Raw genomic sequence first — 24,209 nt, forward strand, 5'->3', positions numbered from 1 at the left:
AAGATGAAAGGAACGAGCTTTTTACTAAAGCTTCACAACTGCTTCTTCCGTCTACGTCGATCAGGAAGAATAACAACAAGTAAGTAGACTAATGCGGGTGACGGAACTGTAGTAATCGCCCATAATCCCCAGAACCAAGCTTTTTTCCCTCGCCGTCTTGCGTCCCGGAACAGTAAGGTCCCCTGCAGCATTAACGCTACTGCTATGCCAAACCACAACCAAAGAGGCACATCCTGCAGCTCATTCATTCTTGTACACCTTCTCTATTTCTTCTGATCCTGGCGATCCCTAAGCCACCCAGTCCTACAATAGGAATGATCGCCTGAATAATCCAATAGATCATTGGCGCAGAAGTGAGAATGGATAAAAATGCGCAGATCAGGATCAATGAGACCCCCCAGAATAACAGTAGTTCTTTGCGTTCCCTTCTCTTTCTCTGCACAGCTGCATCAGCCATTAACCACTCCAGTTCCTGTAACGAAGGTGGGGTGAGGTCATCATATTGCGCATCCAAACGTTCAAGCTCTTCAGTAAGCTTGTGCAAATACAGTTCTGGCTCCTTATCCTTCTCCATCCTCATTCAGCTCCTTTCGCAATTGGTTAAGACCAAGGGACACACGCGATTTGACCGTGCCAGAAGGAATTTGCATGATCACACCGATTTCTTCATAGCTATAGCCATAATAATGCTTCAGCAGCACAGCTACCCTCTGAGCAGAGGGTAGCTTGGAAATGGAATCAAGTACTTCACTCCATTCTTCCCCCCTGCTCTCAAACCGCCAACGAATCGAACGGGTGCCCTGCGCCTGCTGTTCCCGTTTCTTCCATTCTGCCTCACGTTTCCAGCGCCGCTTTCGATCGATAAATATTCTGGTGGCTATCGTAATTAACCAAGAGGAGAACGAAGAAGAACCGTTATAGGTATTGATTTTTTCCATACATCTGACCATCGTGTCCTGTACAAGATCCTCTGCCAGCAACGGATCCATAGTCACTTTGAGTAGATATTTGAACAGAAAAGTATAATGTTCTCGCAGCAGTGAAGACAGTGCTGAAGTATCTCCCTGCTGTGCCCGTCTGATTTTCTCCAGCGCCTGATCGCTCATCTGCCCCTCCATTCAGGATTTCGTTCTTATTTGTAATACGATTATGTATAGTGATTCGTTCAATGCGCTTTAATTTTATTTTTTGAGCTCCCAGAGCTTACGCCGCCATGGCTGAAGCAATCCTGCTTCAGCAGGGAAATGCCAAAAAAGAGGCGTTCTTCTAGGCTCGCCTCCTGAATTCACTGGTATTCTCCCATCCTTATTCTCAGATTGTATGTCCCTGCGTTCGATGGAAGTACAAAAACCGCCCTTTCTAGAACATTCTGAAAAACATCGGCATTTACTGCTGCAAAAACTAGTCCATTTCTCCTTGGAGTCATACCATCCGTAATCCAACGGGTAATATATATTCTTCTCCAATCTATTTCCCCCCATGCTTTTAAACCTATATGTAGACAAAAAAAGAACGCAAACCGGGATTAATTCCGCAGTCTGCGTGCTTCGCGAGGTTAATGTTACATTTAATTAACAATATTGTAGTCCTTTTGTATCCCTTTGTCTATCAAAAATTCCTCGATTCTTGTCAGTTCTACTAGAATGATTGTTTATTGAGGGATATAAGGGTTACGAACTTTTTCAAAACCGATGGTTGTTCGGGAGCCATGACCTGGATAAACCTTCACTTCATCATCCATTTTGTACAGCTTGCCACGAATAGAATCGAACAAATCACGTTCCCTGCCACCAGGCAAATCGGTGCGCCCAACTCCCATCTTAAACAGCACATCTCCAGAGAATAAATCATTCCCGCATAGGAAGCTGACACTGCCCGGAGAGTGCCCAGGTGTATGGTACACGCGGAAGGTATGTCCGATGAATTGCAGAACTTGTCCTTCTGCCAGATCATATTCTGCAGGATCTGTAGTTAAAGGAGATGAAACATCAGGCCACATCAATGAACCATTTAGCTTAGGGCTGCTGAGCCATTCACTCTCTAGTGGATGTAAATAAACAGGGCATTTCTTAGCTTTACGAATTTCGTCTACGCCGCCCATATGGTCAAAGTGCGCATGCGTCAGCAAAATAGCCTCGATCTCCATCCCTTCAATACTCCGCACTAATGCCGCAGGATTCATACCGGGATCAATAATGATACCCTTCGTTGGATCTGCACCTGTCAGCAAGTAGGCATTGGTCTGAAGAGGACCTAAATTAAACGAACGTATATTTAGCATTGGTCTAGAATCCGGAAATCAGACTACGCAGCTCTTTTGCGATAACTGCTTGTGATTCCGTTCCTTCCCCATAAGCTTGCCCCATAGCCTTACGTACTTCTGCGATTTTGCTGTCGTAATCAGCGGCCTCGCGATCAGGATTCTCACGTTTGAACTCTCTCATTAGGCTCTGCACATGCTCTGGACGAGGACCCCAATGTCCAAGCACATATCCGCCGGTATCTGCAAAGATCACAATCGGAACAGATCTTCCGCCCATGGTCAAGAATTCATCCATAAGCTCCTGGTTCTCCTCCAAAATGAATACTTCTGTCTTCATTCCGGCAGTCTCCAAAATACGGAATACCGCAGGGACATTACGAACTACATCTCCACACCAATCAGCGGCAAGGATAAGTACTCGCAAATCATCACGATGGTTCAGGCTTTCAAAAAATTCCTTGTCACTCTCATCTTCCCAAGAAAACTTCTCATACCAGGATTCAAAAGCCTGCTGGTTCTTCGTCATGCTTTCTACAAATTGGCGCGGTGTAAGACCTTTTCCAAATTTATGAGCTACATTCGGTTTCATTTTGCAGTCCCCCTCTTCTTGGATTTAAACCACTTATACACAAAATAAATGATGATTAGTGCTAACGCTACGAGAATAATTTCGTTGGTATACTTAGCTGCTACCTCGTCAATATCTTCCCACTTATTCCCCAATGTCATACCGAGATATACGAACAAAGCACTCCATGGAATAACAGCAAGTGTAGTCAATAAAGTGAACTTACCTAAAGGCATACGAGAAATCCCCGCTGGAACGGAAATGGCATGGCGAACAACGGGAATAAAGCGTGCCGTAAAGATTACGCCTGTCCCATATTTATTGAACCACTCTTCCGAATGATCAATATGCTTTTTTTGGATAAGAATATATTTCCCGTATTTCTCCAGTACAGGCCTGCCCCCATAACGGCCAATCCAATATACAAAGATCTGGGCAATCACTCCGCCTATCGTACCAAACAATACTGCGCCGAAAAAATTAATATCTCCACTCCATACCAAGAAACCACCGAAAGCCAATACAATTTCACTAGGAATAACTTCAATCATCAGTCCGATCATAATCCCAAAATAACCAAGACTCTGAATCCATTCAAATAATGTCGAGATCAGATCAGAAATAAAATGCAAACGTGCTCCTCCTCCCTTTTCCGCAGAATATGGCTACATGTATCAAGCTAATCGCCTTTGGCATCTTTATAAGACACTAAGCGTTTAAGCGAGTGAAATATAAGAACATAAAAGCATAGATACTAATCTTATACTTTCTTATATTTTTAAAAGCTTTGCCGCTCTGCTATATTTTCCAGTTTCTCTTAGCCTATTCTAGCACAAGCAACCTTATCACTTCTACTTACGCGGCAAGCAGCTTCCATCTTCCAACCATACTTAAAAAGAGTTTGAGTAATAGGCATAAACAAAAAAGGTGAACAAATTCCACCAATAAAGGGAAAATGAACACCTTTTTATCTGCGCTCAATCAATAAGCCATCCAGCCGGCATCCGCCGTTATCACCGATCCATTCAAAAAGCTTGCAGCATCTGAAGCTAAAAATAAAGCTACTGAAGCAATCTCACTGCTCTCCCCTGTCCGTGGCATCGACGCCATACCTTCGCCCGCTTTTTGACTCCCAAAAGGACTTGGATCAGACAGATCAATATTTGTCTTTACCCCGCCCGGCGCTATGGCATTACAGCGAATTCCAAGCTTAGCGTATTGAAATCCTATATTTTTGGTCATCCCGATTACAGCATGCTTAGAGGAAGTATAAGCCACTCCCGCCCGCGAGCCCGCTAAGCCGCCAATAGAGGCTACATTGATGATACATCCGCTTTCCTGCGCCATAAAAATCGGCAAAACCTTACGAATGGCTCTCATCGGACCGGTTACGTTGACCGCAAGCACCTGTTCCCACAAGTCATCAGTGATCTCGTGCGCTGGCGTCATTTTATCCATAATTCCGGCATTATTAACAAGGATATGAAGGCCTCCGAACTGTGTGGTTGCGGCATCAATCATTCGCTGTGTGTCCTCTTCCTTCGAGACATCAGCCTTTACGGGGTAGACGACTCCGTGTCCCTCACCCTTTTCCGCCTTTTTGGCTACCGCTTCTACATTCGCCAGATGGATGTCCGCAGCAATCACTTTAGCACCCTGTCGGGCAAAAAGCAGAGCAATCGCTTCTCCAATCCCCGATCCTGCACCCGTAACAACTGCGACTTTATTGGTTAGTATCATATATCCGCTCCTCTGCGTCGTATGTTCGGTGCATCAAGGAATGCATGCCCTTCGTTAGTATGAACAGGAGGAGGCTTTGGACGGTCCTTAATTTTAAAGATTCGGTGACACTTTTACACACGCTATTGCTAAGTGAATACTGCATTGACAGCTATTAAAACAAAGAGCTATTATATATTTAAATAATTATTTAAATATCGAAAGGCAGGGTGGAATATGAATGAATCCTTCAAAGCACTAGCTGACCCTACCCGTCGCCAAATCATTCGGTTACTAAGGGAGAAAGATCGAACCGCAGGTGAAATCGCAGATTTTTTCAACATGTCTAAGCCAAGCATTTCTCACCATCTGAATGCGCTGAAGCATGCCGATCTTGTACAGGATGAGCGAAAAGGACAATTTATTATGTACTCGCTAAACACAACAGTCCTCGAAGAGGTTCTCGGTTGGTTATTGGAGCTCACTGGGACAGGTAAGCAAACGGAGACGGAGAGTAAATCACTGGACGGAAAGCAGCAACATCAGGATATCGATTCCAAAAAGGAGGCGGATTAATGATGAAAGATTTCAAATGGAGATGGCAGGATACCCTCATCGTAATATTAGGTTTAGCTACATTAGCCTACGCTCTGATCAATTACAGCAAGCTTCCGCAGGAGTTACCGGCACAATTTGGAATTACGGGTAAGGTCAACAGATACTGGGACAAAAATATAGCTATTTTTGTGTTCGGAATCTTAGGCATTGTGCTCCCGCTGATCATGCAGTTCACACGCAGCATCGACCCTAAGCGGGACAATTACAAAAAATTCGAAAATGCCTATGCCATGAGCAGACTTGCTATTGGGGTGCTTTTTAATCTAATGCTGGTGCTGTCGATTGCTTACGGTCTAGGTAAAGATATAAACGTTGGGAAGATCGCCATAGGAGCTGTTGGAATTATGTTTATTGCTCTTGGCAACTACATGCCACAGATAAAAGATAATTACTTGTTTGGGGTTCGTACAGCCTGGACGCTCGCCAACCCCGAGGTATGGCGAAAAACACATCGCCTATCCGGGATAATGTGGATGATCGGTGGCCTACTTATTTTTGCAGGAGCCTTTTTGAGCGGAGCCTTGTCTCAGCTTCTTATTATTACGGCACTCGTACTTGCAATTATCGTGCCCATTCTCTACTCCTGGATGATTTCACGTCCGCTAAAATCGTAAAGCCAACATACTAAGCCGTCGACTCAAGTCGTCGGCTTGTTCTGTCATTTGGAACTCACGGTCATTATGTTGCCCTCCTTTATTAGCCTCCTCTTCTGCCAACCTTCTATATTCCAGAAGAAGTTCATTCCCAGAGGCGACGCAGACTAAGCCTTCCTTTCGATTTCCTTCTGCAAGCTTTTTTTGCCCCATAAGAAACATCCCTTCAATCGCCTTCATCCACTTGGCATTGTTGTACTTATCCAGCCTAAGGCTCTGGCCTATCCAATATAACGCTGCCCCCGGATGGTCACTGCTCATCCATCGTTCAGCCAGTTCCCAGCTTAAGCTGGCATTCTCGGGAGAATACAACAAACTCTGCCGAAGCAGACTCACGCTCTGTTCACCCGAGAGCAGCCTAGATAATGCTATAGCCGTTCGAGGTGACCGGGGATTCCACCCCAGCGATTGCTGTAGCAGCTCTACCTTCACCGAAGGATCCACCGACATAATCGCTTGTCGAAAGAACTTCTCTCCTTGAGCGGCGTGAAAAGATAGCACCCCCAGCAGAAGCGAAAAACAACATACCGTAGTTCCGATTAGTTGGCGAAGGCGGATTTGGGGCGATTTCTGGGGTGTGGGGTAAGCGATTAGCGGATTCGTAGGTGTAGTGACATTGGTGAGCGGGTTCGTAGATGTGGATTGAGCAATTAGTGGATTCGCTGGTGTAGAGTGAGTGATCAGCGGATTCGCTGGTGTAGTGACATTGGTGAGCGGGTTCGTAGATGTGGATTGAGCAATTAGCGGATTCGCTGGTGTAGTGACATTGGTGAGTGGGTTCGTAGATGTGGATTGAGCGATTAGCGGATTCGCTGGTGTAGTGACATTGGTGAGCGGGTTCGTAGATGTGGATTGAGCAATTAGCGGATTCGCTGGTGTAGTGACATTGGTGAGCGGGTTCGTAGATGTGGATTGAATTGGCAGCTTGGTCTCAGACTGAGGGTGGGTTAGCGCAGATTGATGTTTCTGCTTATCCTCAGCCAGAGCAAGCGCTGGCAGCCAGAATAGCAGCAGCCAAAATAATCCGTAGCTCCAGTCAAAATCGACGACGCTGTGTAAGACGATGACCAGAAACGCCGGCAGCAACCGCGGCGATTTAGTAGCCAGCAGCCAGCCTGTTGCCAACAGCATAAGGAGTATGGCTGCAAGACCAACGAATCCTAAGTTCAACAGGATGTCGAGGTATCCATTATGCACCTGGCTGCCTACATAAGGGCGAGATTGGGCGGCAAGGTAGGCATGCCGCCAAGTCTCACCCCCACGTCCCAGCCAAGGTGCCTCTACCGCTAGCCGCCAGGCGTCGCGGTAGAACAGCCCGCGAGCGGATACCGTCGATGACGGTCCGGTGATCCGCTCGCGCACGTGCAGGAGGACGGCGATCCCCGCCGCCGTCCAACCCGCCGCCGCCAATGCCAGCATGGCGGCTCGGGCAGTGCCCGCCGCGCTGCGCTGGCGGCGGCACAGCCACAGGCCGGCTAGCAGCGCGCCGGCCCAAAGCCCGGCCAGCAACAGCAGGCCGGGCACAGGCTCTACCGCCAACCCGGCACGGGCCAGTTGGCGGTAGAGTAGCGCCGCGGCAGCCACGGGCGCGGCGCCAGCAGCAAGAAGCGGCGCGATTAGCTGCCGCTTCCAGAGCAAGACGGCGGCGCAGGCGCAAGCCGCCGTCAGCCATGCGCCGCGCGACTCGCTGAGGAGTAGCGCGGCGGTGTACGGGAACAGCGGCAGCAAGCGCAGCAGCGCGGCGGTCGTGCTTCCCGCTTTTCCCTGCTCCGCTTCCACGCCTCCTGCCCCTTTGCTCCTCCGTTCTGCTTCTGCGCACTCCATCCCCAGCCCAACACTTCTTGCTCCCAACATATTCACGCTCTTTTTTGGCTCCCCGTAATAAACAGCAACAACAAATAGCCGTTCCAGCAGAAAAACAGCCATCACAGCACCAAAAGCATTCGGATATTCCATCAATCCTGCTAACCTAACCCCTGTGGCGCTCACTTCCGATGAATTGCTGTAGGCGACAGCGAAAGGCAACTTTACCACTCCACAAACAGCCAACAAAGCGCTCATGCTCAAAAACATACCTACCATAGACCAAGTTACATTTACAATCCGCCGCCCCACCCGGTTCACCGCACAAAAACAAACCAATAATGCAAAGCTAGCATACAAGCCCCACCGCAGCATTTCATTCATAGTTCCCTGGGAGGAAAGCGGCTCGCGCAACCAATGAATCACATAAAGCGATAGAATAATTAAAGGGACGCTTAATAATATTCTTAACGCTTTATTTTCTCCGCTAACTTCACTACCTTCACTACCTTCACTACCTTCACTAACTCCATTGACTCCCGTAATACCACTTACTGCACCTCCCCCACTTTTTCTCCATGCGCCAACCCCAACAAGATAATAAAGCGAGCACGTACAACACAACACAAACCATAAAGTTAGAAAGGGATACATCTCCTCAGTAAAAAACAATCCCCGCAACAAACAAGCACCCACCCCAGCCGCTATCACTAAGGCTCCACAAATATATGCGGTTAATGATTCCAGACTCCGGTCTTTTTTAAAACGCCACATTTAGATACCCCTGTATTCGTTAATTTATCTCTATCCTTTCCACATTTCACTAATACAAGACTAGAACGCAAAAAGACGATACCTCTCCACAAAGGAGCCGTACCGCCCTAACCATTTGATCGCACTAGCTGTAAAATCCGAATTCCCATCCAAAAAAACTATATAGTTGTAAAAAGTGCAGCTATTCCCGTGCTCTCGCTGCTTACTTCCACTTTAATTGTACTTTCTGCAACTGTTTTTCAAGAATCCCGCCATATGCGGGGTATTGTTCGTTTTTAAGTGTACAAAGTGCAACTAAATTACTAAAACGCAGCTTCAGAGCATATTTAGTTGCACAAAGTACAACTAAACCAACTCACCATTAGATCGCACTAGCCGTACCGTCCTCATCATTGGATCACACTAGCTGTAAAATCCGAATTCCCATCCAAAAAAACTATATAGTTGTAAAAAGTGCAGCTATTCCCGTGCTCTCGCTGCTTACTTCCACTTTAATTGTACTTTCTGCAACTGTTTTTCAAGAATCCCGCCATATGCGGAGTATTGTTCGTTTTTAAGTGTACAAAGTGCAACTAAATCACTAAAACGCAGCTTCAGAGCATATCCAGTTGCACAAAGTACAACTAAACCAACTCGCCATTAGATCGCACGAGCTGCAACGTCCTAACCATTAGATCACACTAGCTGCACCATCCAATTTCCCATTAAAAAAGCTATATAGTTGTAAAAAGACAACTGATCGAATTAGGCTGCACCTATAAGTGCCCATTCTACAGTCACCGTTCTACCATGCTACAGTCCTACCGTCCTACGCTTTCTACCTTAATATCCTCTACCCTTCTACCGAACTCTCAGTAGGAAGCAGATCGGCGCATACGCGTTCGAGGTAGGGTTTTGCTCCCAGAAAATCGCGGAATGCGGTGTATTCGCGCCATTTGACGGAGTTGTCCCCGGCTGAGCTCTTAACAGCACGAATCAAAATGTTCTTCGGTGTATTCTCCAGATCGATGAATTCCAGCAGCTGGCTGCTATAGCCCATCATGTCGAGCAATTTGGCGCGAATGGCGTCTGTAGCCAAGGCGGAAAAACGTTCTTTCAATATGCCATGCGAAAGCATAGGGCTCATTACTTCATTTTCGATTTGTGCGAATAATTCATGCTGGCAGCAAGGCACAGATAAAATTACAGACGCTCCCCAACGTACTGCTTTTTCAAGGGCAGCATCGGTAGCTGTGTCACAAGCATGAAGTGTGATCACCATGTCCACCTGCTCCAGCTCATTATACTCGGCAATGTCACCCACGAAGAACTTCAAGTGATCATAACCGATTTTGGCAGCAAGTTCGTTACAATGCTCAATCACATCTGCTTTTAAATCTAACCCAATGATATTAAGCTCCCGCTTCTTGCGAACGGTCAGATAGTGATACAGCGCAAAGGTCAAATATGATTTTCCACAGCCAAAATCCACAATCGTCAACGGTCGGCCTGTTGGCAGATCGGCAAGCACGTCCTCTACCATCTCCAGAAAACGATTGATCTGCCGAAACTTATCATATCTTTTGGCCAGCACTTTACCTTCTTTATTCATGATTCCAAGCTCCACCAGAAATGGCACAGGCTCTCCATCCTCCAGCACATAACGTTTGCGACGGTTGTGAGCTAGATCCGGCTCTTCCTTTTTACTTGGAGACTTGGTTAGGATTGATACTTTGAATTTCTTACTAATAAGCACCTGATAATCGGCTTCTACTGTACACAACAAACCTTGCCGATACGTTTCTCTAAATAAAAGAGATATTTCTTCCGCCGCTAACTCTGCGGGTACGTTGCGATGTTCTACCTTTGTACCAATATAGGACGCAAACTGATAATGCAGCTTCCCCTTTAGTTCAACAGGTTTAACCTGCACTTTGGTACAATTTTCGCCTTTATAACGTACTTGACTTAGGGTAGCCGTAATCAAAGTACGGTCATTAATTAGTTGTTCAATTAGAGCTGTTAAAGATTCCACAACGCACATCTCACTTTCGGGATTAAAAATGGAGAATCTATGTCTCCTAACCATCATCGTTCATTATATCACGTGTTAACAAGGGGCGTTCCTTGTTCTAGCAGGGCTTAACATGCAGCTCACCACTAACTATAGTTAATGCTCGCCCAGACAACTTAATCTCGTCTTTACTTACCTCTAACTGAAGCAAACCTCCACGTTTCGAAGCTTGATAAGCGGTCAACTGCGTACGATTGAGTCTATCCGCCCAAAAAGGTGCCAATGCAGTATGCGCTGAGCCTGTTACCGGATCCTCATTCACTCCTACCTTCGGCGCAAAAAAACGTGATATACAATCTATACCTTCGATAGAGCTTTCTGCGGTAACCGCGAAACCTCTCCCTTCAAGTCCGGATAAAGCTCCGAAGTCAGGGCTGAGTTCGCGAACCCGGGCTTCCTGATCCAGTCGTACAAGCACATTGTCAGCATATCGCATAGTTTCCACCACATTCGCTTCTGCAATACCAAGCGCTGCTGCGAGACCTGAAATTACAGGAGAGGGTTGAAGCTGATAAGGCGGGAAGTACAGAGAGATCAAATCTCCTGAACGAGAAGCTCTAAGCAACCCACTGCTTGTATAGAACCTAGCTTCCATGTCAGGCGCTAGCAATCCGCTCTCCCATAGTACATGCGCACTTGCTAGAGTCCCATGCCCACACAGCTTGACCTCAACTTTAGGTGTAAACCATCGCAAGCGATATCCATCTTCCTCTGGCCAGAGAAAAGCTGTCTCTGACAAGTTCATTTCCGCTGCTGTCTTCTGCATATAACCTTCATCGACGGGATGCTCCAGTAAACATACCGCCGCAGGATTGCCTGAATAAGCCTGTTCTGCAAAAGCATCGATAATATATAAAGGGATATTCATCGTATTCATCAGGTTCCTGCTTCCTTTCGTATCGCTGTTACCCTGCCCCACTCTTTTAACCCCTGCTCTACTTCCTCCAGAGGAAGGGCACCTTGTTCCAATTCTGCAGATGATTTGAGCAGCAGCCGATTGTACAGCTTATCCCCTTCTATTACAACATCTTCTCCTTGCTCCCACAGCCGGTAGAGGCTGTCCTCCGCTTTACTATATCGTCCTACCGACTCCATATACTCCAACAGTAACCGCTCCGTTTTAGACGGGAGACGATAGGCCTGCACATCCTGCAAGAGTTCATCAATTTCCTGAGTCATATGCAGCAGCTCCCTGTCTGCTCCATGAAGATCCGCGTACAAATATAAGTGTAAAGCTCTCATACTTCTAAATAATGCTGCATCCTTATCGCCATTTGCCGCATAAATGCTGCCTTCTTCCTTCAGCAGTTTGGCCAGACCTTGAAGCTTATCGGACTCAACCACACCGCCAAAACGAAACATATCTATGATATCTTCTACAGATAGTGAATTTAAAAGACGTGAATTCAGCGGAAAATGCCGGTTCAACAGCTCATCGATTTCCCATAAAGCTTCTGTCGTCTTCCGTTCCTGCTTCAGAGAAAATACCTTGGCAACCATCGCCGTCATATCTTCGATCATCCGGACAATATAGTCTCTTCGAAACATGCAATTCCTCCTTTTCCGTACTGTGGTAGCAAAAAATTCAGGACTCAGACCACTTAAGTTATTCTATTGATTTATCTTAAACCATTGCCGAATTCTATGCCAGTTAAGGAGAATACCAGATCATTAGATAGTCCTTAAAAAAACAGGCAGCACACGCCATAATGGCGCCGTGCTGCCTCTTTGTAGATGATTTTTTATACGCGGCTATTGTCTAAAACGGAAGCCTGAACAAAATCCTTTATGATCTCGGCTAATCGTTCAGGAGCTTCAAAAAGACTCATGTGGCCTGCACCCGATATCGTTGCTTGCGTTATATTCGGTTTATCCGCAGTAAAGGTTCGTTCAGCAGGAATCAATCCATCCTGCTCGCCAGCAACAAGCAATACCGGCAACGTAGTGGCCGTAATTACATCCCGTCGATCTGGACGCTCACGCATCGCCAGTGCAGCTCCTGCCGCTCCTTGTGGAGGCGTTTTGTAGCCGATTTCTTTAGCGCGCTCCAGCAGCTGTGGAGATGCAGAAGCGGTTGCTTCAGCAAACAATCCTGGTACGAAGCTGTCTACGAAAGGAGTAATCCCTTCATTTTGAATCGCGCTGACACTCTTCAGTCGTTTTTCCTTAGCTTCTTCACTATCTGGATAAGCAGTAGAATGAATTAATCCAAAGCCTTTCAATCGAGAAGCATAACGCTGAGCAAACGATAGCGTAATATATCCGCCAAGCGAATGACCAAGCATGATGCATTCAGCAATCTCCAGCGAATCTAACAGACCCAGAACATCATCTGCCATTTGTTCAATACTATAAGGTCCTAACGGAGCTTCCGAAGCTCCGTGACCACGTAAATCGGGAGCAATCACTCGGTAGCCGCTGCTTAAGACAGGAATGACTTGTTCCCAATATTCAGCGCTTCCACAAAAGCCATGCAGCAATACAATAACTTCGCCTTTCCCCTGATCACTGTAGCATATATTGCTTCCGTCACAACGAACTCTTTCCATGGCTGCTTCCCTCTTTCTAGAATACTAAGATAATGTGTCTAATATCTATTATTAAGCAAAACAGCCCGCCTTGAAACGGACAACTTATTTTTAAGTGCCCAATGGGTACTACTGGAGTCCGAATCCTTTTGCTGCCGCTATAGCGATATGTTCTGCCATAACCATCACTCTATGCAGTGGAGTGGTCTGCAACGTTCTATAGGGTTTCGGGCCATTCATATCTACAACGGCCGCCAAACTATAGTGACCTACGGCTGGAAGATTTGCCCCCACCGACTGTGCAGGCTGCAGTGGCTCACTCGAAACGAAGTAATATCCAAGCGCGATCGGAGGACCCAGACAAGCATCTACCGCAACTACAATATGCCCGGAGGGAATCTCAGCCACTCTGGCCACCAAATTATCTGCATCGCAAGGAAACGGCAACGTACCGATTACATGTCGGAAGCCATGTTCCACAAGTTTGCTGCCCGTCAACGGACCGAGTGCATCTCCTGTAGACCGATCTGTTCCAATGCACAGGAACGTGACTTCCTCGGCGGAATGCAGAGCAGCTATTTCCATGAAAAAGGACACTAATCCAGCATCGTCCATTTTAATGCGTTTTCCGCTTCCCTGTTCTCTGATTGCCAATACATTTCCTCCCTTCGATGATATTTTTGATCTCATGCCTTTAATTTAACATGATTTCAGGGAACCCGACAAAAAAATGGTGGTCAAGCTGCTAAACATGGTAAAATACATGAATCAGTATACAGAGAGGATGTTTTAACCTAATGGATTTAACAAAGCCTAGTCAGGAAAATGTTGAGTATATGATCGAGGCTATCAAAAACAAATTAAAAATGGCCAGTGCCGCGGCGATGCAAGCCTCCGCTTTTTCAGTAGATCATTATGAAGATATCTATGATGTATATGAGGTAGCCATGGGCAGCGACAGACTGAGTATTTCTCAGGTGGAAGCACTCGTCTCCGAACTCGGCCGTCTACGTCATAAATAATAGTTCTCCCTACACAAGAAGGAACAATGTTGCCGTCCTTTAAAGATGCTACCGCTTCTCGTAGAAAAAAGCCCTTCGCTGCGCATCCAGAAGATGGATTCGTAGTCGAAGGGCTCTTTTTATATGATCCTACTTTATGAAATTAAGCTTGAACTCGGTATCCGCATGGCCTACTCGTGTACCCCCGTCATTGTAAATCACGCCTGAAAATGCATTTCGCAGCTTTTCCATAGTATTTTTCTGACTATAACCAATTTGATTAAAAATTCCCTGTACAATAAGTCCCCACTCTTCTTCCGACCCATCCAGAATCTTGAAAGCAATCCCCAGTCGCTCACGGCGTAAGCCGAAGCAATAGACACCCTTAAATCCACCCTTAGCAATAATATTATCATCTTCCAAAAGAATAGAATCAAGGCGACCAGATCCAGAAACCATCTCCGGATAAGCATTCATTGCCGTTGTAATAGTAGTAACCGCTTTGCGAGTAGCTTCATCTGCAATCAAATCGGGATTGGCTAATTTCAAATAGGCCGTCGCCAAGGCGGTCAGAGGCAGAGCAAATACCGGCAGCCCGCATCCGTCCGTACCTAAACCGATACTGTCTGGGGCCACACCAGCCATATAAGCAATGGTGTCGATAATCTCACGCTGCACCGTTTGCTCCGGCTGTGAGTATTCTTCAAGCGGCAAACCTTTGAGCTTACTGTAAGATAAGATGCCCATGTGCTTGCCCGCACAGTTATGATAGAACTTTCTTTTGCCCGCACCACGAATGGCGTTCTCCCTGCTGGAATAATCCAGCGGGTAACTCGTTGCACAGATCATTTGTTGCTCATCGATGCCAATCTTGGAGGATATGCTCTCTAGCGCAGCTACATGGTAGCTCTCTCCCCGATGAGAGGCGGTCATCAGGGCAACCTCTGCGGGTGTAAAGCCGTAATGCTCTACAATCCCCCCACGTACGCCTGGAATAGCCTGAAGGGGTTTAGCAGCTGAACGGGTGAACGATACAAATTCCGGATCACCTGCATACCCCTTTAAATTTCCGTTCTCTCCTACGATGGCAATATGCCCACTATGGACACATTCCAGCAAATCCGCCCGATACTCTCGTACTAATACGGTTTCCATGATTTCTCTCCTCTTTTAACTAGATGCTCTATAACTCACAAGGACTTATTAGTATTCACATTTAATAAATGCTAGAAAATAACCCCGTGCTCCGGGATTTTTCAGTACTCTACAAACTCCCTTAAGTGTTGGTTCCATGAGGAATTCTACTCCTATTTTCATTATTCTTCAATCCTGTCCCCACCAAGAAGATTTTAGAAACCGGATAAAATATAAAAAACCGCTTCCTTCTCAGAATCTTGATCTCTGAGTAGAAAGCGGTTTTTATGGAATTCAGCGTAGCCTCACAAGGGTAGCGCAGTTCGTCTTATCCTTTGCTTGCACCTGCGGTCAGGCCATCCACCAAGAAACGCTGTAGGAAAATGAACAGCAGCGTGACTGGGAGAGCGACCAATACCGCTCCGGCAGCGAACAACGTAAACTCGGTTGAGTTACTTTGGTTCACCATCCGGTAAAGCCCAACGGCGAGCGTTCTTGTATCCTCCGTGCGCAATACAAGGTCGGCGAATATAAAATCCACAAAGCAGCCGTTGAAAATCATAAGGCTGGCATAGGTGAGCATCGGCTTAGATAACGGGATCATGATAGAAAGAAATACTTTCATATGACTCGCCCCATCCATTCGCGCAGCATCTTCCAAGCTTTTAGGAATCGTATCAAAAAAACCTTTAGCCACAAAAACATTCGTGATAATAGCACCGCTGCTGTACACGAGCACAAGTGCCCAATGAGAATTCAGTAGCCCAAGTGTGTTCAGCAGCACGTAAACTGCAATCATAGCCATAAATCCCGGAAACATCTGCAGAACTAGGAGCGTGGTTAGTGTAGTTTTTCTGCCCGTAAATCGATAACGAGAAATGGCGTACGAAGTCAGCAGCAGCAAAAAGGTGCCGAGCAGCGTAGACAACGCCGCAATCTTTAGCGTATTCATGAACCATAACAAATATTTAGTTTGCTCAAACAGTTCCTTGTAATGAACAAAGGTGAAATTCTTAGGAATCAATGAGTCACTGAACAAACTGTTTCCTGTTTTGAAAGAAGACATAATAATCCAGAAAGCTGGGAAAAGACTAATAAAACTGAGCACAATCAGCAATAAATGGCTTCCAAACGTTTTTAACGCTTCCGTCAGTCTTAGCTTCATGCAATCATATCCTCCTCTTTAAAGGATCGCGTCCGCCGGTAGCTCCAGATGGAGAATGTCGCGACCATCAGGAAGATGACAATCCCGATGACAGAAGCAAAGCTGTACTGTGACTGGTTCAGCGCCAGTTTATAAAGCCAAGTCACCAGCAGGTCAGTGTGGCCCGCGTACTGGTAGTTAGGATTAACCGGTTCTCCGTTAGTCATTAGATAAATGACATTAAAGCTGTTAATGTTGCCGGCAAACTGCATAATCAGGATAGGTGCGGTTGCGAACAATACCATGGGCAGCGTAATCATGCGGAATTTATAAAATGACCCAGCACCGTCTACTTCTGCCGCTTCATACATATCCTTCGGAATTGTTGTCAGCACCCCAAAGGCCAGAATCATGGTCACCGGAATGCCGATCCACATATTAGCCAGAATTACAGTGACCTTAGCCCAGAAAGGATTGGTTAGCCAGGCCACACCCTCCAGTCCCAAGGCTCTTAAATAACTATTGATCGGTCCGAATTGATTATTGAACATATTGCGCATGACGAGCAGAGAAATCATATTGGGAATAGCGAAAGGAACGATCAGAAGTGTGCGCCAAAGCTTTTTGCAGCGGACACGGGGCTGGTGAATAAGTACTGCAATGAGCACACCTCCAATGTAAGTCGTCGCAGTAGCAATAACCGCCCAGATCAAGGTCCAAGTCAGCACTCCACCGAAGGTGGAACTCCAGACATCCAGACTAAGCATTTTATTAAAATTACCGAAACCCGCCCAGTCTACCAGATGTGCTGGCGGTAAAATCGGGTCGGCATAGTTCGTAAACGCCAGTAGCACCGAAAAAACAAGTGGTAATATCGTCAGAAAAACCACGGCCACAAAGGGAATCGCGAGGACAAGATAGGCAAAATTCCTCCGCCCCATAGCTCTGAGCGATTCAGCGAATGAATGAATGGGTTCTTTCCGGTCCCGTGCAGCTCCAACTAGGAATGCATCTCTGATGTTCAGTAAATGAAAAGCTGTATAAAAGAGCAGCGCCAGCAATGCCATTAGACCATTGATCATCATAAAAATGGAGTGATCGCCTTCCACCATCCGGGTTAATTTGCCTACCTTGACCATACGGCTTGGAAATTCACCAAGCGTAATTAAGCCATGCAAATGTCCCATCAGATCATGAGCAATATAGTAGATTCCAGCAGACCCCAGCAGCAGGAATACCAATCCTTTCAGCCACTGCCGGTTGTAGAACTGGCCCAGTCCCGGAATAATAGCCGAGAGTAGCGCTGCGCCTGTTTTTTTCCTCATGGTTAAATCACCTGCCCTTTACTTCGACTCCAGATCGGCCTGAATCGTGGTTACAGTCTGATCCAGCGTCTGTTTAACATCAAGATTTGAGTCGTTCCACAGGGACACAAACGCTGCTTTTAGGGGTTCCCAGACCGATTTAATTTCTGAAACGGAAGGCATTGGAACGGAATTTTGGAATTGCTCGAAGAATCCCCCAATAATAGGGTCATCTTTGATTTCCGGCGCTTCTCCAGCCTCTATACTCGCAGGAATCGCTCCCGTCATCTCAAAATTCTTAAGCTGATTCTCCTTATTGCTTGCAAAATGTGCGAACAAACGGCCTGCGACCGGATATTCCGTATATGAGTTGACATAATACGATTTGACCCCGGAGAAAGAAAGACTGTCTTGACCGTCAGGTCCCTTTGGAAGAGGCGCCACACCCAGGTTAACATTTTCCTTAAACGCCGCTATGGACCACGGCCCGTCGATATTCATCGCCAGCTTACCTTCTTGGAACAACTGTGTTTTCACGTCATAAGTGATATCTCCTGCATTCAAAGGCAGAATTTTTTTGAGGCTCTGCAGAAACGTAAACCCTTTGATAGTGCCTTCATTGTTCAATCCAATATCCTTGAAATTCGTATTGTTGTCTCCGTAAATATATCCGCCGAAGCTGCCAATAAACGGATAGCTGTAATATCCGACGAATTCCCACATGATTGCAAATTTGTTTTCCTTCGGATTGTTATACGTATCTGCAAAAGCAATCACATCATCCCACGTTTTAGGAGCGTCAGGAATCAGGTCCTTGTTGTAGAACAGCGCATAGGTTTCTACCGATTTAGGATAACCGTAAAGAATGCCATCATAAGACGACGCCTGAACGGCTGTTGCCACCATCGTTGATTTGGTTTCTTCCTCAAAAACATCATTTGGCAAAAGCAGCCCTGCTTTTACGGCTTGCCCGATCTGGTCATGGGGCAGAGTCAACACATCTGCAGCAAGTTTAGACGGACCATCCGTCGCCAGTCTTGCGCCTTGATCACCACCTGCCATTTCCTCAACTGTGACGGGAACACCATATTCTTTTTCGAAATCAGCAGCAACCTGCTTCATGTACTCAAGCTGCTCCTTGGCTTCCCAGACCATCAGTTTGGCCCCTGCTTCTGGTTTCATTTCCTCATCGTTGGTATTCTCTCCGGAAGTATTTGTCTCATTTGTGGTTCCCCCCGGCTCGTTCACTGCGGAATTTGGACTCGAATTCGGCTTTGATGCGGAGTTCCCATTGCCTGAACCGCATGCGGTGACCGTCAAAGTTAACAGCAGGCATAGGACTAAACTAAATGTTACCGCTTGCATTTTGGAACGTTTACTCTTCTTCATTTGCTCATCTCCCCTTCGTTCATGAGTGATTAAACCTAACCCGCATTGAAAAAAAGCATATAAAAAAGGTACAACCTCATTTGCACAAAGTGCCGAGGTTGTACCTTTCCAGGTAACAGTGCCTTTAATTTGAATGCGTGTTATGAAAAATCAAGTTCGTTCGCCCTCATTCTATAATATCCATAATTTTGATTGCAATCAGAGTATAAGTCCAAAAAATACGGTTTAACAAAGTTTATCTTATCTTTTCTTTTATTTTCTCTTTATCCCTACCACATACTAAATATTCCATATTGTAAATTATTGTGAAATAACCTCTTGCTTTACTCTTGAGGGTTATGGTAAGATGCAGACAAATTTAAAGGCAATGAAACCGCCAAGGGTTCAACCTCTGAAAATCATGAGGTTGGCCCTTTTTTGCGTTTACATGCCCGAAAGGATGGAAAATGAGTATGATTCAACCGGAAGCCGTTTATCACCGTATGGGACAAAATTGGTCATATGCCTACGATGAGTCTACACTTCATATTCGCATAAGAACTAAGCGGGACAACGTATCACAGATCGATCTTTTCTGTGGAGATAAATTTGGCTGGGACAAAACGCATGAGGTCATTCCAATGCAGCGCCTCGCTTCTGACGGCTTGTTCGATTACTGGCAAGCCTCCGTCCGTCCCGTTTACCGCAGACTCGCGTATTACTTTGCGCTTTATGACAAAGACGAAGTTCTTTATTTTTTGGAAAAAGGTTTTTATCCAGAGCCACCTGCTGTTGTATATGAGGGCTTGTTCGACTTTCCATTTTTGAATCGTGAAGATGTGCACTCTCCTCCATCATGGGTGAAAGATGCAGTATTTTATCAAATATTCCCGGAGCGTTTCGCAAATGGGGATCCCACCAACGATCCGACAGATGTATTGGAATGGGGCGGCACGCCGAGTCCTCGGAATTTCTTCGGAGGGGACTTACAGGGTGTACTAGATCATTTGGATTATCTCTGTGAATTGGGCATCAATGCTATATATTTTAATCCTTTATTTGCGGCAACCACCAATCATAAATACGATACAAAAGATTATTACTTGGTCGATCCTTATTTTGGCACCAATACATTGCTGAAAGAGCTTGTGGACTCCTGTCACTCCAAAGGCATCCGTGTAATCCTGGACGGTGTCTTTAATCATTGCGGCCATACCTTCCCGCCATTTGTTGATCTGCTCGCGAACGGGCAATCTTCACGTTATGCGGATTGGTTCCATGTACGCGAGTGGCCACCACAGGTCATCGACGGAATTCCCACCTATGACACCTTTGCATTTGAGCCTATCATGCCTAAGTTCAACACTGAGAATCCTGAAGTCATAGAATATCTACTGAATGCAGGCCGCTATTGGATCGAGGAAATCGGTATAGACGGCTGGCGGCTTGATGTCGCAAATGAAGTCTCCCATTCGTTCTGGCGGCAATTCTGCAGTACGATCAAAAGCATTAATCCAGAAGCCTATCTCGTAGGAGAAATCATGCATGATTCCTTGCCGTGGCTGCTTGGCGATCAATTTGACGCCGTTATGAATTACCCGCTAACGAATATTCAAATTAATTTTTTCGCTCACGGACAGATCAATGCTGCACAATTCTCTCAGTCGGTTGCTACTATGCTAGCGAATTATCCGCAGCAAATTACGGAAGCCGCCTTTAATCTGCTAGACAGCCATGATACAGTTCGTTTCCTGACACTTTGTGGCGGTGACATCAGGAAGTTAAAGCTGGCCGTTTTGTTCCAGATGACCTTTCAAGGAGCACCCTGTGTTTATTATGGCGATGAAATCGGCATAGATGGCGGATACGATCCGGACAACCGAAAATGTATGGAGTGGGACTCCCAGAAACAGAATCAAGAATTGTTCGAATACTATCGCTGGACGATCAGCCTTCGTAAATCTCATCCCGCATTCCGGAGCAGTGGATTTAAAGCGTTGGAGATTCCGGGTTATCCAAAGCTGCTTGTATATGAGCGGTGGGACAAACAAAGCCGGTTCATAATCGTATTGAACAATGAAGATGTTATGGCCGAAGTCATCATTCCTGTAACCGGAGCAGACACGATATGGGTAAATCTAAAGACGCAGAAGCGGACTGAAACCTCCACATCCCAGCTGCATCTGAATCTGCCTGAATTCGGCTATGCGGTACTCCAAGCCGTTAATGATTAATCCGTAACATTATAAATTCAATCGTGGAAGGATGGAGACATATGCTGCATATCACAGCCTGTCTTCGTCCTTCTTTTTGCGCATAAACAAATCTTGATAAAGCCTTAAAAACGCGGTTTATATGACCTAAAGCCCTCTAGGTTACCGTATCCTCCCTTAAACTCCCGTAATCTCTCCCTTGCTCTTCAACTGTTTCAGCCCATACGCCAAAGTTTATATACGAAGTAAGATAAATTATAAGGAGTGATTGGTGATGAGTAACGTAGAACATGAAGTAGAGAACGGAAGCAGCTTATTAAAAGGTATCTTTATTGGTAGCTTAATTGGTGCCGCAGCAGCCCTGCTATTTGCACCGAAGCCTGGTCGTGAAATGCGCAGTGATCTGTCAGATAAACTTTCTCAAGCTACAGACAAGACCAAAGAAGTTGCTGGTGCCGTAACTGACAAAACCAAAGCTATTGCGACAACAGTTGGCGAAAAAGCAACCGATTTGGCTAGTACGGTGTCAGATAAAGCTTCTGATATCTATACCACTGTCAGTGACAGCAAACAGCAAATTGCCGCCACTCTTCAAGAGGCTGGAAGTAAAATTGGTGAAACTGTAAGTGAAGCCTCAAGCAATGTAAGCTCGGATGTTAAAGACGCTTCTAAAGACGTAGCTGACGAAGCCAAAGCATCCTCTAAAGAGGTTGCCAATCAGGCTAAGGATGCGAAAGAGGATGTAAAATCCTCCTATAAATCCAATTACTAATCTGCGGCATCATACAGCTATCACTTTAACAAACAACAGCCAGCTGACCGCAGCTGGCTGTTGTTTAGTTACACCTTTATTCACATCAGCAGATACAACTAGACATTTAATTAATGCCCGTTCGGGCTATAGAAAGCAGGGATGGCGCATGGCAGATTCAAATAACCAAACAAAACCTTATGAAATTGATGAACATCCTTTCGAGTTGCGACATGAAGTGAAACGCTTAAACAGTCGTCTTGATAAGATCGCTCACTCACTGGAAAAATCAGAATTCAAAGACATTCTCGACAACTATTCAGATCCAAAAAAAAGAATCATCACAAACCTGATGGCCGGTATATCTCGGGGACTTGGACTATCTCTCGGAACATTTGTAGTCCTTGGTTTATTAGGCTACATTCTTAGTCTTTTTCTTAATGTTCCAGTAATCGGAGAGTATCTTGGCGAAATTAAAAAATACATTGATGCTAATAGCTAACCGCAAGACTATCGATCTATTCCCCAACTATCGACCGCTTCCCCCGCTTGTCCGTCTAATCCTCTAGGTTGGACGGACAAGCGGGGGAATAAGTCTACGAATACAAATAAAGGACATGCGGGTCTCCAGTCAGCGGAGAGAGGCATGTCCTTATCGTCGAAAATGTATATTACCCATACAGGAACTCAATAGGAAGAGTTGGCCATAATCTGCTTTAACTTCTCAGTGGCCCGCTTCTGTATGCGTGAAACGCTCATCTGTGATACCCCCAGCTTCTGGGCGATCGCCCGCTGGGATTGTCCATCTTGGAACGCTAACAGCAGCACCTGCTGCTCCTGTTCCTTCAATTGACCTAGTGCTTGTTGCAAATCCATACGTTTCTCTACGGTCTCGTAATCATTTGCGTCAGAGCTGATCAGCTCGCCTAGTGTAGCTCCTGTCTCCTCTTGAGAAAGGGGCGAGTCTAGGGAGACGTAATGATAACATTCTCTGCCCGCCAGTACTTCTACAGTTTCTTCAACAGACAAATCAAGATAATGAGCAATCTCATCCACCGCAGGCGAACGTTCCAGCTTCACTGTTAGTTCGTCAATCGCGTGTTGAACAAGTGCTCCCTTTTCTTTAATCCGTCTAGGTACCTGTATGTACCAAGATTTATCACGCAGGAAATTCTTCATATGTCCAATCATGCTTTTCATCGCATAGGGCTCAAAAGGGATTCCAAGGCTAATATCATATTGCTGTAATAACCGGATGAGCGCCATTTGCCCGACCTGATATAAATCCTCATACAAGTCGGGGCGGTTGCGAGAAATTTTTCCAGCAGCCATTTTTACCATAGGCTCATATTTCTGAATCAGCACTGTTGCGCGTTCATTATCCTTAGTCTGCTGATATTCCCAAATTTGGGTGACTGCTTCATTCATGGACTCGGGGGGAGTCACCTTATCACTCATACCTTTTCCTCGCTAAAGTTAAGGTGCTTCTTCAAAGTTACTACCGTCCCTCTTCCGGCCTCACTTACGACGCTCACGTCATCCATCAACGCTTGCATTAAGTAGAACCCTAAACCGCCGACCTGAACGTCACTTAACTCTTTATCATGCAGTGTCATACGCTCACTGGACGAGTCTTCCAAACCGTCAAAGCTCTCCCCCTCGTCTTTGACTGTAATGGATAGGGCACTTTCACCCACCTCAAAGATTACATCAACCATTCCGTCTTGTTGTCCATAGGCGTACAATACTGAGTTGTTACACGCCTCTGATACAGCTACCTTCATATCTTCAATATCTTCGTAGGTGAAGCCCATTTTTGAAGCAATACCATATAAATTCAACCTAACAATATCCACATACTCTGCGCTAGCCGGCAGCTGAAGAATTACTTTTTGCACATCATCACTCATTCTTTGTTCTATCCTTTCCTAGTGGGAATTCTCTTGGGAGGCAAAAAACTTGGTAATACCAGTCATGTCAAACAGCTTCTGAATTTGGGGAGGAACATCCTCAACCATAAACTTAACGTCCATACCTTGTCTTGATTTCAGGATCGAAAGTAGAATACCAATACCCGTGCTATCGATGTATTTTAATTCTTTAAGATTTATTACTAAATCATGCTTCGTATCACCTACAAGCGGCTCCATTACCAAACGGAAATCGGAAGCAACGGACAGATCAAGTTCACCATTCAGGAAAACCGTACATACACTTTCTTTTGTCTCTGTCTTAGCGTGAAACTTATTACTTTTATGCGTGTTCATAGACGATCTCTCCTGATAAATATTTTCTATATTAATAACCTCATAGTC

At 45.7% G+C, this 24,209-nt stretch carries 26 protein-coding genes; 6 read left to right on the forward strand and 20 right to left on the reverse strand.

From position 1 onward, the window contains the following. Window positions 1-32: 32 nt before the first annotated feature. The 7 genes from NSQ55_RS26240 to NSQ55_RS26270 all read right to left on the reverse strand — a co-directional run bounded on the left by NSQ55_RS26240 (window position 33) and on the right by NSQ55_RS26270 (window position 4,571). Entirely contained in the window at window positions 33-248 is a 216-nt protein-coding gene (locus NSQ55_RS26240; protein WP_036680176.1) for a hypothetical protein, read from the reverse strand. After that, a complete protein-coding gene (locus tag NSQ55_RS26245) occupies window positions 245-574 on the reverse strand; it encodes a YxlC family protein (RefSeq protein WP_076128645.1) in 330 nt (109 codons plus the stop codon). The genes NSQ55_RS26240 and NSQ55_RS26245 overlap by 4 nt, the downstream gene beginning before the upstream one ends. Next, entirely contained in the window at window positions 561-1,106 is a 546-nt protein-coding gene (gene sigY / locus NSQ55_RS26250) for an RNA polymerase sigma factor SigY (protein WP_076179762.1), read from the reverse strand. The genes NSQ55_RS26245 and sigY overlap by 14 nt, the downstream gene beginning before the upstream one ends. Window positions 1,107-1,651: 545 nt before the next feature. Next, window positions 1,652-2,281 (reverse strand): MBL fold metallo-hydrolase, encoded by a 630-nt coding sequence (locus NSQ55_RS26255; protein WP_076128651.1) that lies wholly within the window; start codon window positions 2,279-2,281, stop codon window positions 1,652-1,654. A 4-nt stretch (window positions 2,282-2,285) separates the two neighbouring features. Next, a complete protein-coding gene (locus NSQ55_RS26260; protein WP_076128653.1) occupies window positions 2,286-2,852 on the reverse strand; it encodes a thioredoxin family protein in 567 nt (188 codons plus the stop codon). After that, the gene (locus NSQ55_RS26265; protein WP_036680184.1) at window positions 2,849-3,463 is read right to left on the reverse strand and encodes a DedA family protein; all 615 of its coding nucleotides are present in this window, start codon (window positions 3,461-3,463) and stop codon (window positions 2,849-2,851) included. The genes NSQ55_RS26260 and NSQ55_RS26265 overlap by 4 nt, the downstream gene beginning before the upstream one ends. 349 nt (window positions 3,464-3,812) lie before the next feature. Next, the gene (locus tag NSQ55_RS26270) at window positions 3,813-4,571 is read right to left on the reverse strand and encodes a glucose 1-dehydrogenase (RefSeq protein ID WP_076128654.1); all 759 of its coding nucleotides are present in this window, start codon (window positions 4,569-4,571) and stop codon (window positions 3,813-3,815) included. A gap of 216 nt (window positions 4,572-4,787) precedes the next feature. Here NSQ55_RS26270 and NSQ55_RS26275 point away from each other — a divergent pair, with 216 nt between their 5' ends. After that, window positions 4,788-5,126 (forward strand): autorepressor SdpR family transcription factor, encoded by a 339-nt coding sequence (locus tag NSQ55_RS26275; protein ID WP_076179758.1) that lies wholly within the window; start codon window positions 4,788-4,790, stop codon window positions 5,124-5,126. Further along, window positions 5,126-5,782, forward strand: coding sequence for an SdpI family protein (locus NSQ55_RS26280; protein WP_076193667.1), 657 nt, complete (start codon window positions 5,126-5,128; stop codon window positions 5,780-5,782). The genes NSQ55_RS26275 and NSQ55_RS26280 overlap by 1 nt, the downstream gene beginning before the upstream one ends. Here the strand turns inward: NSQ55_RS26280 and NSQ55_RS26285 are convergent. From NSQ55_RS26285 to yyaC, 6 genes are all read right to left on the reverse strand, one after another. Next, entirely contained in the window at window positions 5,771-8,398 is a 2,628-nt protein-coding gene (locus NSQ55_RS26285; protein WP_339169803.1) for an O-antigen ligase family protein, read from the reverse strand. The genes NSQ55_RS26280 and NSQ55_RS26285 overlap by 12 nt on opposite strands. Before the next feature lie 832 nt (window positions 8,399-9,230). Beyond that, entirely contained in the window at window positions 9,231-10,421 is a 1,191-nt protein-coding gene (locus NSQ55_RS26290) for an SAM-dependent methyltransferase (protein ID WP_076303094.1), read from the reverse strand. An 88-nt stretch (window positions 10,422-10,509) separates the two neighbouring features. Next, the gene (locus NSQ55_RS26295) at window positions 10,510-11,328 is read right to left on the reverse strand and encodes a PhzF family phenazine biosynthesis protein (protein ID WP_254857098.1); all 819 of its coding nucleotides are present in this window, start codon (window positions 11,326-11,328) and stop codon (window positions 10,510-10,512) included. After that, on the reverse strand, window positions 11,328-11,999 hold the full coding sequence (locus NSQ55_RS26300; protein WP_076128661.1) for a DUF6483 family protein: 672 nt from the start codon (window positions 11,997-11,999) through the stop codon (window positions 11,328-11,330). The genes NSQ55_RS26295 and NSQ55_RS26300 overlap by 1 nt, the downstream gene beginning before the upstream one ends. Window positions 12,000-12,193: 194 nt before the next feature. Next, complete coding sequence (locus tag NSQ55_RS26305; RefSeq protein ID WP_076128663.1) at window positions 12,194-13,000, reverse strand: alpha/beta hydrolase; 807 nt, start codon at window positions 12,998-13,000, stop codon at window positions 12,194-12,196. Window positions 13,001-13,108: 108 nt separating this feature from the next. Further along, window positions 13,109-13,633: a spore protease YyaC gene (gene yyaC / locus NSQ55_RS26310; RefSeq protein ID WP_256717065.1), complete on the reverse strand. Its 525-nt coding sequence runs from the start codon at window positions 13,631-13,633 to the stop codon at window positions 13,109-13,111. Between the two features lie 143 nt (window positions 13,634-13,776). Between yyaC and NSQ55_RS26315 the strand changes: the two genes are divergently transcribed. Then, window positions 13,777-14,001, forward strand: coding sequence for a DUF1128 domain-containing protein (locus NSQ55_RS26315; RefSeq protein WP_036680203.1), 225 nt, complete (start codon window positions 13,777-13,779; stop codon window positions 13,999-14,001). Window positions 14,002-14,130: 129 nt separating this feature from the next. On the opposite strand, the gene NSQ55_RS26320 is transcribed toward NSQ55_RS26315, so the two are convergent. From NSQ55_RS26320 to NSQ55_RS26335, 4 genes are all read right to left on the reverse strand, one after another. Further along, window positions 14,131-15,135 (reverse strand): asparaginase, encoded by a 1,005-nt coding sequence (locus tag NSQ55_RS26320; RefSeq protein WP_339169811.1) that lies wholly within the window; start codon window positions 15,133-15,135, stop codon window positions 14,131-14,133. 307 nt (window positions 15,136-15,442) lie between these two features. Next, window positions 15,443-16,279 carry a sugar ABC transporter permease gene (locus tag NSQ55_RS26325; RefSeq protein WP_076128667.1) on the reverse strand — a complete coding sequence of 279 codons (837 nt, stop codon included), beginning with the start codon at window positions 16,277-16,279 and terminating at the stop codon, window positions 15,443-15,445. After that, on the reverse strand, window positions 16,276-17,583 hold the full coding sequence (locus tag NSQ55_RS26330; RefSeq protein WP_339169813.1) for an ABC transporter permease subunit: 1,308 nt from the start codon (window positions 17,581-17,583) through the stop codon (window positions 16,276-16,278). The genes NSQ55_RS26325 and NSQ55_RS26330 overlap by 4 nt, the downstream gene beginning before the upstream one ends. Before the next feature lie 18 nt (window positions 17,584-17,601). Further along, the gene (locus NSQ55_RS26335; protein WP_256716551.1) at window positions 17,602-18,951 is read right to left on the reverse strand and encodes a maltose ABC transporter substrate-binding protein; all 1,350 of its coding nucleotides are present in this window, start codon (window positions 18,949-18,951) and stop codon (window positions 17,602-17,604) included. A 446-nt stretch (window positions 18,952-19,397) separates the two neighbouring features. Between NSQ55_RS26335 and NSQ55_RS26340 the strand changes: the two genes are divergently transcribed. From NSQ55_RS26340 to NSQ55_RS26350, 3 genes are all read left to right on the forward strand, one after another. Beyond that, window positions 19,398-21,164, forward strand: coding sequence for a glycoside hydrolase family 13 protein (locus NSQ55_RS26340; RefSeq protein WP_339169816.1), 1,767 nt, complete (start codon window positions 19,398-19,400; stop codon window positions 21,162-21,164). A gap of 253 nt (window positions 21,165-21,417) precedes the next feature. After that, on the forward strand, window positions 21,418-21,915 hold the full coding sequence (locus NSQ55_RS26345) for a YtxH domain-containing protein (RefSeq protein ID WP_339169818.1): 498 nt from the start codon (window positions 21,418-21,420) through the stop codon (window positions 21,913-21,915). Window positions 21,916-22,063: 148 nt separating this feature from the next. Continuing rightward, window positions 22,064-22,396: a DUF5665 domain-containing protein gene (locus NSQ55_RS26350; protein WP_036680215.1), complete on the forward strand. Its 333-nt coding sequence runs from the start codon at window positions 22,064-22,066 to the stop codon at window positions 22,394-22,396. Window positions 22,397-22,581: 185 nt separating this feature from the next. On the opposite strand, the gene NSQ55_RS26355 is transcribed toward NSQ55_RS26350, so the two are convergent. The 3 genes from NSQ55_RS26355 to NSQ55_RS26365 are packed head-to-tail and all read right to left on the reverse strand — an operon-like array spanning window position 22,582 to window position 24,161. After that, complete coding sequence (locus tag NSQ55_RS26355) at window positions 22,582-23,352, reverse strand: sigma-70 family RNA polymerase sigma factor (protein ID WP_036680216.1); 771 nt, start codon at window positions 23,350-23,352, stop codon at window positions 22,582-22,584. Further along, complete coding sequence (gene rsbW, locus NSQ55_RS26360) at window positions 23,349-23,804, reverse strand: anti-sigma B factor RsbW (protein ID WP_036680217.1); 456 nt, start codon at window positions 23,802-23,804, stop codon at window positions 23,349-23,351. Before rsbW ends, NSQ55_RS26355 begins: the two co-directional genes overlap by 4 nt. 18 nt (window positions 23,805-23,822) lie before the next feature. Further along, on the reverse strand, window positions 23,823-24,161 hold the full coding sequence (locus tag NSQ55_RS26365) for an STAS domain-containing protein (RefSeq protein WP_076128675.1): 339 nt from the start codon (window positions 24,159-24,161) through the stop codon (window positions 23,823-23,825). Window positions 24,162-24,209 lie beyond the last annotated feature (48 nt).

Source organism: Paenibacillus sp. FSL H7-0943 (genome assembly GCF_037963265.1).
Lineage (GTDB): Bacteria > Bacillota > Bacilli > Paenibacillales > Paenibacillaceae > Paenibacillus_AQ > Paenibacillus_AQ odorifer.

What these genes read in the sequence shown, in the direction of transcription:
- NSQ55_RS26315 (WP_036680203.1), top strand. Translation starts at nt 13,777, where the DNA reads ATGGATTTAACAAAGCCTAGTCAGGAAAATGTTGAGTATATGATCGAG.
- NSQ55_RS26260 (WP_076128653.1), bottom strand. Translation starts at nt 2,852, where the DNA reads ATGAAACCGAATGTAGCTCATAAATTTGGAAAAGGTCTTACACCGCGC.
- NSQ55_RS26280 (WP_076193667.1), top strand. Translation starts at nt 5,126, where the DNA reads ATGATGAAAGATTTCAAATGGAGATGGCAGGATACCCTCATCGTAATA.
- rsbW (WP_036680217.1), bottom strand. Translation starts at nt 23,804, where the DNA reads ATGAGTGATGATGTGCAAAAAGTAATTCTTCAGCTGCCGGCTAGCGCA.
- NSQ55_RS26290 (WP_076303094.1), bottom strand. Translation starts at nt 10,421, where the DNA reads ATGTGCGTTGTGGAATCTTTAACAGCTCTAATTGAACAACTAATTAAT.
- NSQ55_RS26255 (WP_076128651.1), bottom strand. Translation starts at nt 2,281, where the DNA reads ATGCTAAATATACGTTCGTTTAATTTAGGTCCTCTTCAGACCAATGCC.
- NSQ55_RS26345 (WP_339169818.1), top strand. Translation starts at nt 21,418, where the DNA reads ATGAGTAACGTAGAACATGAAGTAGAGAACGGAAGCAGCTTATTAAAA.
- NSQ55_RS26305 (WP_076128663.1), bottom strand. Translation starts at nt 13,000, where the DNA reads ATGGAAAGAGTTCGTTGTGACGGAAGCAATATATGCTACAGTGATCAG.
- NSQ55_RS26350 (WP_036680215.1), top strand. Translation starts at nt 22,064, where the DNA reads ATGGCAGATTCAAATAACCAAACAAAACCTTATGAAATTGATGAACAT.
- NSQ55_RS26270 (WP_076128654.1), bottom strand. Translation starts at nt 4,571, where the DNA reads ATGATACTAACCAATAAAGTCGCAGTTGTTACGGGTGCAGGATCGGGG.
- NSQ55_RS26295 (WP_254857098.1), bottom strand. Translation starts at nt 11,328, where the DNA reads ATGAATACGATGAATATCCCTTTATATATTATCGATGCTTTTGCAGAA.
- NSQ55_RS26300 (WP_076128661.1), bottom strand. Translation starts at nt 11,999, where the DNA reads ATGTTTCGAAGAGACTATATTGTCCGGATGATCGAAGATATGACGGCG.
- sigY (WP_076179762.1), bottom strand. Translation starts at nt 1,106, where the DNA reads ATGAGCGATCAGGCGCTGGAGAAAATCAGACGGGCACAGCAGGGAGAT.
- NSQ55_RS26335 (WP_256716551.1), bottom strand. Translation starts at nt 18,951, where the DNA reads ATGAAGAAGAGTAAACGTTCCAAAATGCAAGCGGTAACATTTAGTTTA.
- NSQ55_RS26355 (WP_036680216.1), bottom strand. Translation starts at nt 23,352, where the DNA reads ATGAGTGATAAGGTGACTCCCCCCGAGTCCATGAATGAAGCAGTCACC.
- NSQ55_RS26325 (WP_076128667.1), bottom strand. Translation starts at nt 16,279, where the DNA reads ATGAAGCTAAGACTGACGGAAGCGTTAAAAACGTTTGGAAGCCATTTA.
- NSQ55_RS26340 (WP_339169816.1), top strand. Translation starts at nt 19,398, where the DNA reads ATGAGTATGATTCAACCGGAAGCCGTTTATCACCGTATGGGACAAAAT.
- NSQ55_RS26365 (WP_076128675.1), bottom strand. Translation starts at nt 24,161, where the DNA reads ATGAACACGCATAAAAGTAATAAGTTTCACGCTAAGACAGAGACAAAA.
- NSQ55_RS26285 (WP_339169803.1), bottom strand. Translation starts at nt 8,398, where the DNA reads ATGTGGCGTTTTAAAAAAGACCGGAGTCTGGAATCATTAACCGCATAT.
- NSQ55_RS26275 (WP_076179758.1), top strand. Translation starts at nt 4,788, where the DNA reads ATGAATGAATCCTTCAAAGCACTAGCTGACCCTACCCGTCGCCAAATC.
- NSQ55_RS26320 (WP_339169811.1), bottom strand. Translation starts at nt 15,135, where the DNA reads ATGGAAACCGTATTAGTACGAGAGTATCGGGCGGATTTGCTGGAATGT.
- NSQ55_RS26330 (WP_339169813.1), bottom strand. Translation starts at nt 17,583, where the DNA reads ATGAGGAAAAAAACAGGCGCAGCGCTACTCTCGGCTATTATTCCGGGA.
- NSQ55_RS26245 (WP_076128645.1), bottom strand. Translation starts at nt 574, where the DNA reads ATGGAGAAGGATAAGGAGCCAGAACTGTATTTGCACAAGCTTACTGAA.
- NSQ55_RS26240 (WP_036680176.1), bottom strand. Translation starts at nt 248, where the DNA reads ATGAATGAGCTGCAGGATGTGCCTCTTTGGTTGTGGTTTGGCATAGCA.